Raw genomic sequence first — 14,706 nt, forward strand, 5'->3', positions numbered from 1 at the left:
ATCTTCGGTTTGGACCATCGCCGCTGAAAGCAAAGAGCAACAGGTCGCCACACACCAATCTGCGGAACCCCGCAGATCAGGACCGGGAACGAGTCACCGGTCTGGCAGTGAGTGGCGACCTGTTGCTCGTCGCGATCGTCACAATAGATCGTCCCACCGACATTTAGCCTCGGAGGGAGTCCGCAGGCGGGCCGACCACCGCGAGCAAGTCAGGCGATGATCCCCAGAAGCGCGTGACGCTGATTCGTCCCGAGACCGCCGATCCTCCGGGTCTCAGCGATCGACAGCTCCTCGAGGATCTGCGCCGCCTTCACCGGACCGACACCGGGAAGCGCCTTCACCAGAGCCGACACCTTGGTCTTCTTCGCAACCTCGTCGGTTTCCGCCTTCGCGAGCACATCGGAGACCGTGAGCTCACCGGACTTGACCGCGGCGAGAAGTTCCCCGCGCGCCTTCCGGGCCACAGCGGCCTTCTCCAATGCTTCAGCGCGCTGCTCGGGCGTCAGAACGGGCAATGCCATCAATGGACTCCTTACTGCTCTGACCGGCCCAGTCAGCCGGCCTCGGATAGGGATCGCGCCATTCAACGTTGGCGCCGACGTAAGGCGACGCCAGCGGTCGGCGCTTCCCTCGCCAACCGCTGGCGGCACAACCGAGGGTAACACTAGAATCGAATATATGTTCGAACGATGGAGAGCCGTGTACGACCCGAAACCGTGGCGGGAAGTGCGCCCACCGCGGCCGGTGACCATCGACGTCTCTGCCGCAATGGCACACCACGGTGGCCGCGCCGCAAACAACCTTCCCCTTCGAGTCCGCGCCGAGGGCCTCGACCTCGACGTCCAAGTCCCGGGGATGCTCCATGCCTGGGCACGCACCTCCCGCGGCGAATGGCTCGCATCGTGCACCTTCACCATCCCCACCGGCAACAAGCTGGGAAGTCTCGAGGTCACCCACTGGTGCCCCGCAGCGGCCGTCACCGCCGCCGACCAGGCCTGACCCATCTACTGCGTTCCTACCCGCCCGGCGGTGGACATTGCGTGAGGTACCGGTGACGATCTGCTGCACTCGGATCCAGTGAGACGCCGACGACCTGTTCCTCATCGCGGCCACCCGCGGACGGCAGGGAATGAATGACCCCCAACCGCCACTCACCGAACATCGAGTGCGCAACCCAGATATGCCGCGCTGGTCGAAACAACCGCGGCAGGGGGTTGGTCACTCGGATCCGAAATCAACCGCCTCCTGGCTCGGCTCGACATCGACGGCAGCGCAGCAAATATGGCAGGAACGATCCACTCGATGATCCCGAATGGCGTTCGTCGCTCTCGACATCGAGTCCACAGCCACGCGGAGGCGCAGTCGGGCGTGACTTGGGGCGCGAGATGCCCGCAATCTCCTCGTCCGGGAGATCGGGCAACCTCGAAAAACGTGCTGCCCGGATCCGCCTGACCCCGCGACGTAATCGTCCCGGGCAGTCATTAGACTGATGGGCGTTCTGGTGAACATCCCCCCAATTTTGTTTCCAGAACACCCCCCTGTGGCCCGGCATCACCCCCCCGATGCCGGGCCACACCCCTGCGGTAACAACGACGAAAACATCCGCCCCACGAGCGGGATCCGGGCCGAATGGACCGCTATCTGACCACTGAACGCGTGCGTGAGCATTACAGCACGCCGTTGTAGAGTCATGTCGAGGAAAGTTCCGCACCGCCTGAGACGTCGTATCGCAGCCCGTCTGCCGGTCGACCCCCCAGGCTGCGGCAACCGGACTACTCGCCGCATCGTCGACGGGCGATGAACAGGAAGGACCCTCACCAGATGGCCAACCCGCATCGACTGACCACCGATCAGGTCATCGACCTGATCAAGGAGGAAACCGGTACCGAACTGTCAGTCTCGACGTTCCGCGGATACGTCTCCCGCGGGCAAGCGCCGGCGCCGGTGGAAAAGATCGGCCGCACCCCGCTGTGGAAGCGCTCGGAAATCGTCAAGTGGGCGAACAACAGGCCGGGTCAGGGCGCGCGCACCGATATCCGCAAACCGCGTCGGCGCCGCGCCGAGTGATCGCGTTTCCCTCTTGCGACGTCGAAGACCTGGAGGCCGGTCCACGGGCGTTCGCCCACACCTGAAGGCCGGTCCGCACTACGCCAGCGGGACGGCGCGGGGAAGTGGTGGTGTACACAGGCGGAGGTGGGCGCATGCTCGACGTGCATCCGGTGCGCGAGATGGCGTTACGGCCGCACGTGTAGGTCGAGAGTGTTTCCGCGGCTTCACGGGTCGGCTGTTCGTCGTGGGCGCCCGAAGGAGCGGTACGGCCGCCGGCGCTCGAATTGCATCACCGTGACGAAAGTGGCGAGAGTGGCGCGCGTTGGGATCATCTGGTGAAAGCCATTGGGGCAGATGGGTGGTTTCTCAAAGGATGGCGGCGGACGCTCGGTTAAGGGTGTGGTGCACGAACCTGTGGTCGACATCTGACACAATGCAATCCTAGCTACTTCGACCTGAAAAAGTCGGGGTGTGGCGGTACGTGATCAGCCAGTCCTGAACCGGAACAATGGCCTCAACCCGTTGGGCTAGAAGGGATCGAGGCCATCGTGTTCCGTACCGTAGGCGATCAACCGTCGTTGTTCGAGTCGGTGCTGCCGCAGGAGTTGCTGCGGCTTCCCGCGGAGCTCGAGCGAGTGGATGCGCTGTTGGATGATCCGGCGTTCTTCGCACCGTTCGTTCCGTACTTCGACCCGCGGATCGGTCGTCCGTCGACGCCGATGGAGACCTACCTGCGGCTGATGTTCCTCAAGTTCCGCTACCGGCTCGGCTACGAGAGCCTGTGCCGCGAGGTGAGCGACTCGTTCACCTGGCGCCGGTTCTGCCGGATCCCCTTGGACGGGTCGGTGCCGCACCCGACGACGTTGATGAAGCTGACCACCCGCTGTGGCGCGGCGGCGGTGGTCGGGCTGAACGAGGCGTTGCTGGCCAAGGCCACCGAGGCCAAGGTGCTGCGCACCACCAAGTTGCGGGCCGACACCACCGTGGTGCCCAGCAACGTGTCCTACCCCACCGACTCCGGTTTGTTGGCCAAGGCAATCCGACGGATCGCGGTCACGGGCAAGCGGATCCAGGCCGCCGGTGGAGCGACACGCACCACGGTCCGGGACCGATCCCGTGCGGCGGGCAGGCGTGCGCACGCGATCGGTTTCAAGCTGCGGTCGCGCAGCGCCGCCGGCCGAGACGAGGCCCTGGCGGCGGTCCGGCGCACCACCGGGGAGCTGGCCGACCTGGCCGAGACCGCCGCCACCGATGCCGAACGGCTGCTGACCAACGCGAAACACGCGCTGCGCCGGGCACGCACCAAGGCCACAGCCCGGAAGGCCCAGGGCGAGCACGACGGGGCCGCGGGCCGCCGGCGCGGACGCCTGGCCCGCGCCATCGACGACCTCGAGGACCTGGTCACCGCCACCCGGCAGATCACCGCGCAGACCCGACAGCGGCTGGCCGGGCAGACCCCGGACGGAGCCACCCGGCGAGTCAGCCTGCACGACCCCGACGCCCGGCCCATCGCCAAGGGACGGCTCGGCAAACCGGTCGAGTTCGGCCACAAGACCCAGCTCGTCGAAGGCGACGACGGCGTGATCGTGGACCACAACGTCGAACGCGGCAACCCGGCCGACGCACCCCAGCTGGCCCCAGCCGTGGATCGGGTCCGCACACGCGCCGGCCGGCCACCCCGCACGGTCACCGCCGACCGCGGCTACGGCGAGAAGGCCGTCGAGGACGACCTCCGTGACCTCGGCGTGCGCCACGTCGTCATCCCCCGCAAGGGCAAACCCTCAGCTGACCGGCGAGCCGAGGAACACCGCCCGGCGTTCCGACGAACAATCAAGTGGCGCACCGGAGTCGAAGGCAGAATCAGCGCCCTCAAACGTGGATATGGCTGGGACCGCACCCGCATCGACAGCACCGAAGGCGCCAAGATCTGGGTCGGCCACGGGGTCCTGGCGCACAACCTGGTCAAGATCAGCACCCTGGCAGCGTGAAAGGACGCGGATCGGGGGGACTTGCGGCCAACCCAATCCCGACCGGCCGAGAACGGCCGAATCATGCTCACCGGGGCGCCTCGTTTTTCAGGTCGAAGTAGCTAGTGGTGTGTCTCGCAAATAATTCTGGTTCTCTTCGATAGAATCCCTATATGAGGCATCCGGTACCCGCCTTGGAGATTTCCGATGGGCAGCGCGTTTTGCTTGAGTCGTTGGCGCGGTCGCAGTCGGGTGCACACCGTGAGGTGGTGCGGGCTAAGGCACTGTTGATGGCGTCCGAGGGTGTGGCCAACACGGCTATCGCGCAGGCGTTGTCGGTATCGCCGGGCTCGGTGGCGAACTGGCGGGTGCGGTTCGCCGAGGACGGCATGGCGCGGTTGGGCGAGGTGCGCAAGGGTCGTGGTCGCAAGCCCTCGATCCCGCAAGAGAAGATCGATGAGATCGTGGACCTGACGCAGAACTACCGCCCGAAAGGCGAGACTCATTGGAGTTGCCGGACGATGGCCGAGGTGGTCGGGGTCTCGAAGGACACCGTCCAGCGGGTGTGGTCCGCTCGCGGACTCAAGCCGCACCGGGTCGAGACGTTCAAGCTGTCGAACGATCCACGATTCGAGGACAAACTCGTCGACGTCGTCGGTCTGTATCTGAACCCGCCCGAGCGGGCGATCGTGTTGTGCGCGGACGAGAAGTCGTCGGTGCAAGCCCTCGACCGGACCCAGGCCTCGCTCCCGATGATCAAGGGCCGCGGCGAGACGATGACCCACGACTACAAGCGTCACGGCACCACCACCTTGTTTGCCGCGCTCGACGTCCTTACCGGCAAGGTGATCGGCCAGTGCCTGCCGCGCCACCGTCACCAGGAGTTCTTGAGATTTCTGCGCACCATCGACCGTGAGGTGCCCAAGGACTTGGAGATCCATCTGATCCTGGACAACTACGCCACCCACAAGCACGAGAAGGTCCGGGCTTGGCTCGATAAGCATCCACGGTTCCACCTGCACTTCACTCCCACCTCCTCCTCGTGGCTTAATCTCGTCGAACGTTGGTTCCGAGAGCTGACAGATAAAGCTCTGCGGCGCGGGGTCTTTCACTCCGTACCGCACCTCATCGCCTCCATTGAGGAATACCTCGATGCCCACAATGAAAGCCCCCGACCGTACGAATGGACCGCGACCGCCGAATCCATCCTCGTCAAGGTTGCGCGCGGCCGCGTCGCACTGGAAAAGATCAGCTAAATCAGAGACACACCACTAGGATAGCTAGCAGAGTGGCCCCGGGTAGAGTTCCGATAGCCAGGAATCGTCACCAGCGGCTGAACATTTCCTCGCTGAGCGCAGTCGGACACCGTCACCGGCGGGCATCGGACCCGAAGGTGGTGGGGAAGGGGCTGGGACCGAGCGTGAGAGTGACCGAGGTGGGGTGGAGTCCGACCTGAGGCCAACCGGTGGTGACGGTCAGCGATCCGGTGGTCGGGTAAGTGCCGATCCAGTACTGCGGCGTGGTTCGATACGGCCCGGATCCCTCCGGGCCGGAGTCGGGGACCGGGTGGAACGGATCAGCGAGCCCGCCCAGGTCGTCGGCGAGGATGCGCACGGCCAGATAGGACCACTGCGCCGACCAATCTTGGGGATCGGTCAGGGGCCGGGTTTCGTAACGCACGAAGTCGGCGCGGACACCGGTGACGCACAGTGCGAACCGCAGCAGAAGCCCGGACGCGAACGCGGTCGCGGCGGACAGTTCGAGGGTGAGGTCGTCCTCGGCCACGATCGGCATGCCCGCGTGCACGGTGATCCCTCCGGTTGGGGGCGGCACGAGGGCCGGCCAACGATGGCGGCGCATGCTTCATCGTCGCATCACTCGGCCCCGCGGTGTCTGTGAATTTCCTGAGAGTCCCTCCCCGCGAGAACGATTCGAGAACGAGACCTACAGCCCGGTAACTGAGAGCAGGGTGCCGACCCCTGTGCTGTCGCCGAAGAGGGTCGTGTCCGCTCCAGCTCCAAGAGCACGACGAACGCAGGATGCGGGGTGACACCGCGCACTACCGGAACACACACGCCGGCGGACGGGGCAGGCAGGCAGTGTCAGAGGGCGGCGGTGATCAGGCCGGCAGTGCCGGCCACCGCGACGAGCGCGAGAAGGGCCAGCGGGAAGGATCCGAGGACGGTGCACACGAGGGTGGTCAGCAGCGCCAAGCCGATGGTCACGCCGATACCCGCTTGCCAGCACTCGAGGAGCGCAGCGTCGGACGCCGCGGGGTCGTCGCGCCCGGTATCGAGGGTGGTACGCGTGGCGGACAGATGCGGGCCGGGGACGACGGTCACGGGTGGTGGGGATCCTTCCAAAAGCCGAGGGCAGGAGGTGTAAAGGCTGATGCGCGGGTCACAGGTACTCCAGCACCGGAAAGAGCGCGATCGCGGACACCGTGATCCCCGCGACTCCGGCGACGACTCCGAGCAACGCCCGCAGCGATGCGGACTCATCGTCCGCTACGCCGGACCGGGACGTGGCGAAAGCGCCACACACCACGGCGCTCACACCCAGGACGAACCCGAGTCCGACCACCCAGAACGACGCGATGGACAACGCCCCCAGGAAAATCGACACGGAGGGCAACCGCGATCCATCACACGGCGCTCGACGGCGTGCGCGCCCGGAGGAACACCCGTCACTGGTGACACCTGATGGGCGCGAGGTAGCGTCGGTCACTGATCCTCCTCCAGTACGTCGGGTGGCCCGGTCATCGATGTTGCGAAGCCGGATGTGCCAATCAATCACCTTCCAGCCACTGCCCCAACCCGGTAACAAGTGCACTGCACCTGTAACCAGCGACTGTGACTGGGCCCAGCGGCTTCTCACTGATCGTGTCACCGAGTATGACGAATTTAGCACTCTCCATGGTGGAGTGCTAATGATTTGTCCGGTAGGCCTAGGCGAGCACCGGGCCGGGATCAGGCGTCGAGATTCGGGTCATCGTGGCGCATCGTCATACTCGCTGGGACGCGAGCAGCAGCAAGCCGGTCCCATCCTTGTAGAAATTGTCCAGCAGGCTGCTGGACAATCTCGAACATTCCCTGACCTACCCTCCTTCGCTGGCGGCTCGGAGTGCAACATCCGGCATCATCGACGGGCTTCAAACCACTCCGTCACCGGGTCCGCCTCAGTCGGTAGCACTCGCACAGATGTCAGAGGCACCCGCAATACTGCAATCACAACAGCCCCACAGGTAACAGGAGAACAGACACCATGCGCCATCGCCCCCGGGCCGCTTTCCTCGCTCTCGCTGCGGTATCCGTCCTCGGTCTGTCGGGGTGCTCGGCCATCGCCGATGCGGATCCGGGCACCGGCTCACTCGGCGGCGCCCCGGCCACCCCCGCACCGGTATTCGATGCGGCACCGGCGTTGGCGAAGCTCGACACCCTGGCGGTCAAGGGACGCGCCCCCAAGACCGGATACACGCGAGAACAGTTCGGCCCGTCGTGGTCCGACGACAACAGCGTCGAGGGCGGCCACAACGGCTGCGACACCCGCAACGACATCCTCCGCCGCGACCTGGTCGACCTGACCTACAAGACCAGTACCCGGGATTGTGTGGTGGCGACCGGAACCCTGCACGACACCTACGCCGGCACCACCATCGCGTTCGTTCGCGGCCAGGACACCTCCACCGCGGTGCAGATCGACCACGTCGTCGCCCTGTCGGATGCGTGGCAGAAGGGTGCCCAGCAGCTCAGCCCGGAGCAGCGCCGCGACCTCGCCAACGACCCCCGGAACCTGCAGGCCGTCGACGGCCCCACGAACTCGCAGAAGTCCGATTCCGACGCCGCATCGTGGTTGCCGCCGAACAAGGCATACCGGTGCACCTACGTCTCGCGGCAGATCGACGTCAAAGCCCTCTACCGGCTGTGGGTGACGCAGGCCGAGAAGGACGCGATGAGCCAGGTCCTGCACTCCTGCTAACGACACCCACCCCTGGGTTCGGCCGCGGGGGCAGTGGTGGCCACCAGCGCTGCCCCCGACGTAAGAGAGGACCTCATCCGGCTGCGGAAACGGATGTTCCGCCAGCGGATTCGCGCTCAGCTCCGTGCTCGAGCCGAAGGCCGCCGGTCGCGGCGATGGACTCCCGCTCCGGTGTGCTGTGCCGACGCTCGTGGACCCCGCGGCCGTGGACCGGGGGAGACCCCGAGAGCGGCGAGCGGACGACGCTCCTCGTCGGGCAATGCTCCGGCACGCCATTTCTTGACCGCCCGATACAGCCACTGACCGACCTGTTCGCCGTCGGCGGTGACATAATTCGCGGGCACCAGCGCGTTGCCGTGCTCTTCGCGGTACGCAGCGATTTCGGTGAGCATTCTCCGCTGCTTGCTGTCGGCACGTGACACAGCCGGAACGGGGACATCGTCATCGTCGCTCCACATGAACCCGATCGCATCGAGTTGCGCGATGCGTTGGGGCGGCAGGGTGCCGAGCATGCGGGCAACTCGCTGGCGCTCCTGCCAACGCCCCAGTCGGAAGCCGTCTTCGGTGACGTAGTCGGTCGGAATCGCAGTGCGAGGATGTTGACGCCGAAAAATGCGGTAGTGCTGCAGGGGAGAGGCTGCGGACTGGGTGGCGTGCATTGATATCGCATCCTTCCGAAAACCGTCGCACGTCTTCGAATTTGTCATTATTCCAAGTATGTCAATCGGTTTGACGATTCTGCAAGAAAGCAGGATTATCCAACCGAATGTAAGGGGGGATGCGCTACTGGAGCTGCACCGCATCGCCGCCAACGCCGCCCTCGCCGTCGTCCGACGCCGCAAGAACACCGACAGCCTCGACGACACCGACGGCGAATACGGCATCCTGCTCGAAGACCCCGCACCCCGATTCGACGAGCAAATCACCACCATCGACGCGGTCCGCCCTCGCCCAACTCCCCGGAGACTTCCGCGTCGCCATCGTGCTCGCCGAGTTCGCCTCCCTGCCCTACGCCGACATCGCCGAACACCAAGGCGTCACCGTCGCAACCGTGAAAACCCGAATCCACCGCGCCCGCAAACAACTGGCCACACTCCTCGCACCGGCGATCGACCCGTGAGTCGACCACGGGAGATTCGTCCGCGACGCACGGTACGTATCGGCGGTGCCTAACCCTCGTGCTTCCGGTCGTACGGGAGGATGGGCGGGTGAGTGATTCTCCACTGCTGCCCGACGACTACCGCGACTTCCTCGAACACCTCAAGACCCAGGTCCGGCAGGCCCGGGTCCGGGCCACACGAGTGGTCAACACCGAGTTGCTCCTGCTGTACTGGGACATCGGCCGCGCGATCTTGGACCGCCAGGCAGCCGAGGGGTGGGGGAGCAAGGTCATCGACCGACTTGCCGTCGACCTGCGGTCCGAGTTCCCCGAGATGCGCGGGTTCTCCCGCAGCAATCTGCACTACATGCGGAAGATCGCCTCGGCCTGGCCCCGGAGCGCATTCGTCCAACAAGCTGTTGGACAAATCCCGTGGGGACACGTGACCGTGCTCGTCGACCGGCTCGACGACCAGAACTCCCGCGACTGGTACGCGGCCGCGGCGTTCGAGCGGGGCTGGTCCCGCAACGTCCTATCCCATCAAATCCGCAACCGACTCGACCAGCGGATCGGGGCAGCACCATCGAACTTCACCGACCACCTGCCCACCGGTGACTCCGACCTGGCGCAGCAACTGGTCCGCGACCCGTACGTCTTCGACTTCCTGGATCTGACCGATCGGGACTGTCGGGATAACGGTTGAACTGGATCTGGCCGACACGCCGAGTTCTCTTGGCGAGAAGGCAAGACGATGACCGAAACACTTGATCACATGGATCAGTCGAAGATTGACCACCAGAAGCTGGCCCAACAACTGTTGGCCCAGGCCAAAGCCGAGGGCGTCGAGCTGGTCGGACCGAACGGACTACTCAACCAGCTCACCGCGAACGTCCTCGAAACCGCACTCGAAGCCGAAATGGACGAGCACCTCGGCTACGAGAAACACCACGTCGCGGGACGAAACAGAGAAAACTCCCGGAACGGGAGGCGGACGAAGACCGTGCTCACCGAAATCGGACCGGTACAGATCCAGGTGCCACGAGACACCGATGCCTCGTTCGATCCGCAGATCGTCAAGAAACGGCAGCGACGCCTGACCGGGGTCGACGAAATCATTTTGTCCCTCTCGGCGAAAGGCCTGACCACAGGCGAAATCGCAGCACACTTCGACGACGTCTACGGCGCATCGGTCTCGAAGGAGACCATCAGCAAGATCACCGACAAGGTCCTCACGGAGATGGCCGAATGGTCCGTCCGTCCCCTCGACCCGGTGTATCCGGTGCTGTTCATCGATGCCATCCACGTCAAGATCCGCGACGGTCAGGTCGCCAACCGGCCCGTCTATGTCGCCATCGGCGTCACCACCGCCGGGGAACGCGAGATCCTCGGGCTGTGGGCAGGTGACGGCGGGGAGGGGGCCAAGTTCTGGCTCGCCGTCCTGACGGAAATCCGCAACCGCGGGGTCGCAGACGTGTGCATCGCCGTCTGCGACGGACTCAAGGGACTGCCCGACGCGATCACTACCGTGTGGCCACTCACGGTGGTGCAGACCTGCCTGATTCACCTCTTGCGTAACACCTTTCGTTACGCATCGCGTCAGTACTGGGACGAAATGTCACGGGACCTGCGGCCGATATACACCGCTGTCAACGAGGCCGCGGCCAAGGAGCAGTTCACCGAGTTCGCCGACAAATGGGGGCCGAGGTATCCGGCGATCGTCCGGCTGTGGGAAAGCGCCTGGAGCGAGTTCGTGCCCTTCCTCGACTACGACCCCGAGATCCGCCGGGTCATTTGCTCGACGAACGCGATCGAGTCCCTCAACGCGCGCTACCGGCGGGCGGTGCGGGCGAGGGGCCACTTCCCCAGCGAGCAGGCCGCGCTCAAGTGCCTCTACCTCGCCACCCGGTCACTGGACCCGACGGGTAAGGGAAGAGCACGATGGGTGACGAGGTGGAAGCCGGCCCTCAACGCGTTTGCTATCACATTCGAAGGCCGAATCACCCCAACCGTGATCTAGATTCATGCGCCAGAACTGGATCCACCGATGTTCTGACAGTCCCGACCGATCGGGTCGCGGAGCGAGAGCTCGAGGCCGCGCTGATGGCCCGGTTGGAACGGTTCCTGCTCGAGCTCGGTCACGGCTTCGCGTTCGTCGGCCGCCAGTACCACTTCGACGTCGACGGTGACGACTTCTACATCGATTATTCTGATTCCCGGGTTATTCCGAGGCCCGGTGTCGAGCGGCTGCTTTGTGCTTGCAGCCTGGGGTGATGTTGGTTTCGGTTGGTTGGGTGTCGGGATATTGCGGTCATCTGAGTCCGAGTAGCCGGTTGAGGATGTCTTCGTTGTCGTGCCAGACAGCCTGGGATGGCTGGGGTGTCGGGGCGCCGTTGGCGGTGGCCTTCTGGATGGCACGGTTTTCATTTCGGTGTCGGCGTGGGCGTAGATGAGTGTGGTCTCAGGGTCGGCGTGCCCGAGCCACTCGGTGAGGAGGGCGAGCGGCATGCCTGCCTGGTAGAGGTGCATGGCTCGGGAATGGCGCAGCATGTGGGGGTGCGCTCCGGCGGGCACTTCGGCGCATTTTCGGTGGGCGGCTTGGGCGTGCTGGCGAATGATCCGGGCGGCGTTGTCGTCGGACATGCGCCTCTTGCGGTGGCTGTGGATGGTGTAGAACAGCGGGTCGCCAAGCTGGGGGTCGGGGTGGAACGCGGCGGTGTAGCGCCTGTAGTGGGCGGCGGTCTCCTTCGTGATGGGGATGCGGCGGGGTTTGGATCCCTTGCCGAGTAGGTCGATGGTGAGACGTGTCGCGTCGAGGTCTCCGATGGCGGCAGAGAGCATCTCGGCGTCGCGGGCGGCGGTGTCATACATCAAGATCATGAAGAACTGGTCTCGCAGTCCGGTCCGTATGGTCGGATCGGGTTGGGCGAGGAGCGCTTTGATCGCTTGCTGGCTCATGTGGGAGACGGGTTTGGTGGCGGGCGCTTTCATCAGCGGGATGCCTGCGAGATCGGCGAGGTGGATGGCGAGTGTCGGCTCGGCGGTGGCGGCGTATTTGAAGAACGACCGGATGCAGGCGAGGCGCTGGTTGTAGGTTGCCGCTGTCCAGTTGCGTTCGGCACGTGTCTGTTCGAGGAACCCGGTGATGCAGGCGCGGTCCAGCATCGGAAAGGTGATCTTGTCGACGGGGATGCCGCCGGTGTCGCAGACGTGGCTCAGGAGCATGTTCCAGGCGCGGCGGGCAGATTCGATGGTGTGGGGGCTGGCGGCGCGTTGCCTCGGCAGGAACACGGTGAACCAGTCGCGCAGGTGTTTGAGGAAGGTGTCGGCCGGGGTGCTCATAGCGGCGGCTCCGGGATGACCCCGTCCGCGCTGGTCAGGCCCGTCGCGGCGATCCGCTGGGGCAGCAGGTGGACGTAGTAGGCGGTGGCTGTGTAGGTGGCGTGGCCCATGTAGGCGGACAGGTAGGGCAACCAGACGCCGAGGTCGCGGCCTTCGTCGACCCAGCGCGCGAGTGTCCGGGTGGCGTAGTTGTGGCGCAGCGTGTAGGGCGTCGAGCCGGGGGCGACCCCGTCGGCTATTGCCCGAACGCGGTGGTACTGCGCGGTCAGCCAGCGGGGCGGGTAGGGCCGGCCGGAGGTTTGTTCGAAGAACCACTCGCGATCGGGCTGGCGCACGTCGGCGAGCCGGTCGAACCTCGCCAGCAGCTCGGTCATGTCGTCGCCGACTGGGACGAGGCGGTCTTTGCGGCGCTTCCCCTGGACGACGGTCAGCACCATGGTGTCGAGGTCGACGTCGGCGCGGCGTAGGCGCCGGGCCTCCTGCGGTCGAAGCCCGCAGCCGAGCATGAGGCGGAACACAACAGGGATGATGTGCTCGCGGTACGGGCTCAGCTTCGACGGTCCGATCCGGTCACACGCGTTGAAGAACCGTTCCAGCTCGTCGTCGGTGAACATGTGCGGTAATCGCCTGGCCGGTTTGCCGATCCAGGCGGACGGCATCACGAACGCATCGGCACCGACGGATTGAAGGCATTTGCCGAAAGACCGGATGGCATGCATCTTGTAGCCTGACCCGCCCGCCGACTTGCCCTCGTCGCACCACTCGGTGGCCAGTTCCCGGGTCAGGGCGGTGGTGTCGGGATATTTGGCTAGGCAGAATCGGTCGAAGTTTTGCATCACGAACGGCAGCGGGCCCGTGTAGAGGCCCAGCGAGTCCCTCAGCTCCAGCATTGCGGTGATATGGGAGGCGAACGCGCTGGTGTAGTTGGTCATTGCAGCGCCTCCGCCCGGCATCCAAAGCCGGTCAAGGGCAGGTAGCACTCGCGCAGCGAGTCCGTGTCCAAGGCGATGTAGCGTTTCGACGAGTCGATTCGGGCATGACCGAGAATTTGGGCGGTCATCGGCAGTTCCGTACCGGTCTCGATCAGCCTGGTGCCCAGGGTGCGACGTAACGCGTGGAACGTCTTTCCGTCGCCGGCCTTGTGGTGGATGCCCGCCGCGGCCAGATAGCGTCTCATGATCAACGCGCCCGTCGGTCCCGTCAGTTTGACGTGCGGAGCGTTGGCGCGCAGGAACACCTCGGGTGCATCGGAGGCAGGTCTGGCGTTCAAGACATAGTCGGCGACCGCGTTGCCCGCCTCGGCGGTGAGCGGCAGCGCCAGCGTGGCCGCGGTCTTTCGCTGCACGATTCTGATCTCATCGCGTCGCCAGTCGATGCTCTCCAACCGCAGATCGGTGATGTCGCCGCAGCGCAGCCCTGTCGACACGGCCAGTCGTACCATCGCGTAATCCCTGTTGCCGACGGCCGTCGCGGTGTCGATCACTGCTAGCAGCCGGGCGACCTCGTCCTGGGTGAAGCGCGGCAAGGTCCGAATCCGTCTCGGTGAGACCTGTGACAACATCGCGTGCACTGGCAGGTCGGACAGTTCGAAGTCGTTGAGGAAGCTGAAGAATCGCTTGACCGCCCACACGGTGTTCCCCATGCCCGACCGGTGATTCGGGGCCACGGCCATCAGGAATCCCCGCACGTCGTCTAGCCCGACACTGCCGAAGCTGTCATGGCCACGGTCACGCAGATGAGTAAGCAGCTGCCTGATCTCGCCTACAGCAAACTCGACCGATCCGACGGCCAGGGTTCCCGAGAGCGACTCGTCGAACAAGCGCAGGGCCGTCTCGAAGCGTGATGGCAGCTGTGTCGACATCGGACGCCGCCTGCGCCATGCCACCTTCCCGGCCAGCTTGAACTCGAGCAGCATGTTCGCTGTCTTCTCCAGCGACGACCGGAACACCGGACCGATGCTGCCCTGTTGCAGTCGGGTGTCCTGCTCGGCCAGGAACCTGTCGCGGACCTGCTCGTTGTACTCGTCGATCGCGTGGTCGGTGCAGTACCGTGCCACGGTCACGCAACAGCTCCTCTGATACTTCAGCGATGCCTCAGTCAGTCCGGCACCCCGGGCTGCCGTCAACACTCCGTCCACCAACACAGACATGGCTGGTTCCATGGTCTCGTCCTTCCATCGTGACGGTCACGGACGCTCCATCGGAACGTCCGCAACCAACACAACGGCATGACCCGGCAGCGCGCTATCGGCCGGAGATGGTCAGCGGTTTGAGG

Annotated in this window: 15 protein-coding genes and 3 pseudogenes; 9 read left to right on the forward strand and 9 right to left on the reverse strand. The window is 65.1% G+C overall.

Annotation, left to right across the window (positions count from 1 at the left end; translation table 11 throughout):
• Positions 1–209 precede the first annotated feature (209 nt).
• Entirely contained in the window at positions 210–521 is a 312-nt protein-coding gene (gene mihF, locus GO592_RS36800; protein ID WP_105423711.1) for an integration host factor, actinobacterial type, read from the reverse strand.
• A 157-nt stretch (positions 522–678) separates the two neighbouring features.
• Between mihF and GO592_RS36805 the strand changes: the two genes are divergently transcribed.
• The 4 genes from GO592_RS36805 to GO592_RS36820 all read left to right on the forward strand — a co-directional run bounded on the left by GO592_RS36805 (position 679) and on the right by GO592_RS36820 (position 5,272).
• Positions 679–999 (forward strand): hypothetical protein, encoded by a 321-nt coding sequence (locus GO592_RS36805; protein ID WP_202715275.1) that lies wholly within the window; start codon positions 679–681, stop codon positions 997–999.
• Positions 1,000–1,821: 822 nt separating this feature from the next.
• Positions 1,822–2,067 (forward strand): helix-turn-helix transcriptional regulator, encoded by a 246-nt coding sequence (locus GO592_RS36810; protein WP_011599296.1) that lies wholly within the window; start codon positions 1,822–1,824, stop codon positions 2,065–2,067.
• Between the two features lie 530 nt (positions 2,068–2,597).
• Complete coding sequence (locus tag GO592_RS36815; protein ID WP_011599295.1) at positions 2,598–4,037, forward strand: ISNCY-like element ISRjo3 family transposase; 1,440 nt, start codon at positions 2,598–2,600, stop codon at positions 4,035–4,037.
• 152 nt (positions 4,038–4,189) lie between these two features.
• Positions 4,190–5,272, forward strand: a complete 1,083-nt coding sequence (locus GO592_RS36820; protein WP_202715276.1) for an IS630-like element ISRjo2 family transposase — start codon at positions 4,190–4,192, stop codon at positions 5,270–5,272.
• Positions 5,273–5,384: 112 nt separating this feature from the next.
• On the opposite strand, the gene GO592_RS36825 is transcribed toward GO592_RS36820, so the two are convergent.
• The 3 genes from GO592_RS36825 to GO592_RS36835 all read right to left on the reverse strand — a co-directional run bounded on the left by GO592_RS36825 (position 5,385) and on the right by GO592_RS36835 (position 6,641).
• Positions 5,385–5,876, reverse strand: a complete 492-nt coding sequence (locus GO592_RS36825; protein ID WP_202715277.1) for a hypothetical protein — start codon at positions 5,874–5,876, stop codon at positions 5,385–5,387.
• A 242-nt stretch (positions 5,877–6,118) separates the two neighbouring features.
• On the reverse strand, positions 6,119–6,358 hold the full coding sequence (locus GO592_RS36830; protein ID WP_007296750.1) for a hypothetical protein: 240 nt from the start codon (positions 6,356–6,358) through the stop codon (positions 6,119–6,121).
• A gap of 58 nt (positions 6,359–6,416) precedes the next feature.
• A complete protein-coding gene (locus tag GO592_RS36835; RefSeq protein WP_007296749.1) occupies positions 6,417–6,641 on the reverse strand; it encodes a hypothetical protein in 225 nt (74 codons plus the stop codon).
• Positions 6,642–7,280: 639 nt separating this feature from the next.
• Between GO592_RS36835 and GO592_RS36840 the strand changes: the two genes are divergently transcribed.
• The gene (locus GO592_RS36840; RefSeq protein WP_007296748.1) at positions 7,281–7,994 is read left to right on the forward strand and encodes an HNH endonuclease family protein; all 714 of its coding nucleotides are present in this window, start codon (positions 7,281–7,283) and stop codon (positions 7,992–7,994) included.
• Between the two features lie 116 nt (positions 7,995–8,110).
• On the opposite strand, the gene GO592_RS36845 is transcribed toward GO592_RS36840, so the two are convergent.
• Entirely contained in the window at positions 8,111–8,653 is a 543-nt protein-coding gene (locus GO592_RS36845) for a helicase associated domain-containing protein (protein WP_007296747.1), read from the reverse strand.
• A gap of 124 nt (positions 8,654–8,777) precedes the next feature.
• Positions 8,778–8,975, reverse strand: a complete 198-nt coding sequence (locus GO592_RS45085) for a hypothetical protein (RefSeq protein WP_237737278.1) — start codon at positions 8,973–8,975, stop codon at positions 8,778–8,780.
• A 1-nt stretch (position 8,976) separates the two neighbouring features.
• On the opposite strand from GO592_RS45085, the gene GO592_RS45090 reads away from it, so the two are divergent.
• The 4 genes and pseudogenes from GO592_RS45090 to GO592_RS36865 all read left to right on the forward strand — a co-directional run.
• The gene (locus GO592_RS45090; RefSeq protein ID WP_007296746.1) at positions 8,977–9,114 is read left to right on the forward strand and encodes a sigma factor-like helix-turn-helix DNA-binding protein; all 138 of its coding nucleotides are present in this window, start codon (positions 8,977–8,979) and stop codon (positions 9,112–9,114) included.
• An 88-nt stretch (positions 9,115–9,202) separates the two neighbouring features.
• A pseudogene (locus GO592_RS36855) lies at positions 9,203–9,775 on the forward strand (DUF1016 N-terminal domain-containing protein); the annotation flags it as partial.
• A 69-nt stretch (positions 9,776–9,844) separates the two neighbouring features.
• Positions 9,845–11,110 carry an IS256 family transposase gene (locus GO592_RS36860; protein ID WP_202715279.1) on the forward strand — a complete coding sequence of 422 codons (1,266 nt, stop codon included), beginning with the start codon at positions 9,845–9,847 and terminating at the stop codon, positions 11,108–11,110.
• Positions 11,111–11,154: 44 nt separating this feature from the next.
• Positions 11,155–11,295 (forward strand): annotated as a pseudogene (locus GO592_RS36865) (PDDEXK nuclease domain-containing protein); the annotation flags it as partial.
• A 285-nt stretch (positions 11,296–11,580) separates the two neighbouring features.
• Here GO592_RS36865 and GO592_RS36870 read toward each other — a convergent pair.
• The 3 genes and pseudogenes from GO592_RS36870 to GO592_RS36880 form a co-directional block, all read right to left on the reverse strand.
• A pseudogene (locus GO592_RS36870) lies at positions 11,581–12,432 on the reverse strand (tyrosine-type recombinase/integrase); the annotation flags it as partial.
• Positions 12,429–13,364, reverse strand: a complete 936-nt coding sequence (locus GO592_RS36875) for a tyrosine-type recombinase/integrase (RefSeq protein WP_007298608.1) — start codon at positions 13,362–13,364, stop codon at positions 12,429–12,431. The pseudogene GO592_RS36870 and the gene GO592_RS36875, both read right to left, overlap by 4 nt.
• Positions 13,361–14,494, reverse strand: a complete 1,134-nt coding sequence (locus GO592_RS36880; RefSeq protein ID WP_007298607.1) for a site-specific integrase — start codon at positions 14,492–14,494, stop codon at positions 13,361–13,363. The genes GO592_RS36875 and GO592_RS36880 overlap by 4 nt, the downstream gene beginning before the upstream one ends.
• Positions 14,495–14,706 lie beyond the last annotated feature (212 nt).

The organism is Rhodococcus sp. 21391 (genome assembly GCF_016772255.1).
Classification (GTDB): domain Bacteria; phylum Actinomycetota; class Actinomycetes; order Mycobacteriales; family Mycobacteriaceae; genus Rhodococcus_F; species Rhodococcus_F opacus.

What these genes read in the sequence shown, in the direction of transcription:
- mihF (WP_105423711.1), bottom strand. Translation starts at nt 521, where the DNA reads ATGGCATTGCCCGTTCTGACGCCCGAGCAGCGCGCTGAAGCATTGGAG.
- GO592_RS36805 (WP_202715275.1), top strand. Translation starts at nt 679, where the DNA reads ATGTTCGAACGATGGAGAGCCGTGTACGACCCGAAACCGTGGCGGGAA.
- GO592_RS36810 (WP_011599296.1), top strand. Translation starts at nt 1,822, where the DNA reads ATGGCCAACCCGCATCGACTGACCACCGATCAGGTCATCGACCTGATC.
- GO592_RS36820 (WP_202715276.1), top strand. Translation starts at nt 4,190, where the DNA reads ATGAGGCATCCGGTACCCGCCTTGGAGATTTCCGATGGGCAGCGCGTT.
- GO592_RS36825 (WP_202715277.1), bottom strand. Translation starts at nt 5,876, where the DNA reads ATGCGCCGCCATCGTTGGCCGGCCCTCGTGCCGCCCCCAACCGGAGGG.
- GO592_RS36840 (WP_007296748.1), top strand. Translation starts at nt 7,281, where the DNA reads ATGCGCCATCGCCCCCGGGCCGCTTTCCTCGCTCTCGCTGCGGTATCC.
- GO592_RS36845 (WP_007296747.1), bottom strand. Translation starts at nt 8,653, where the DNA reads ATGCACGCCACCCAGTCCGCAGCCTCTCCCCTGCAGCACTACCGCATT.
- GO592_RS45085 (WP_237737278.1), bottom strand. Translation starts at nt 8,975, where the DNA reads ATGGCGACGCGGAAGTCTCCGGGGAGTTGGGCGAGGGCGGACCGCGTC.
- GO592_RS36860 (WP_202715279.1), top strand. Translation starts at nt 9,845, where the DNA reads ATGACCGAAACACTTGATCACATGGATCAGTCGAAGATTGACCACCAG.
- GO592_RS36875 (WP_007298608.1), bottom strand. Translation starts at nt 13,364, where the DNA reads ATGACCAACTACACCAGCGCGTTCGCCTCCCATATCACCGCAATGCTG.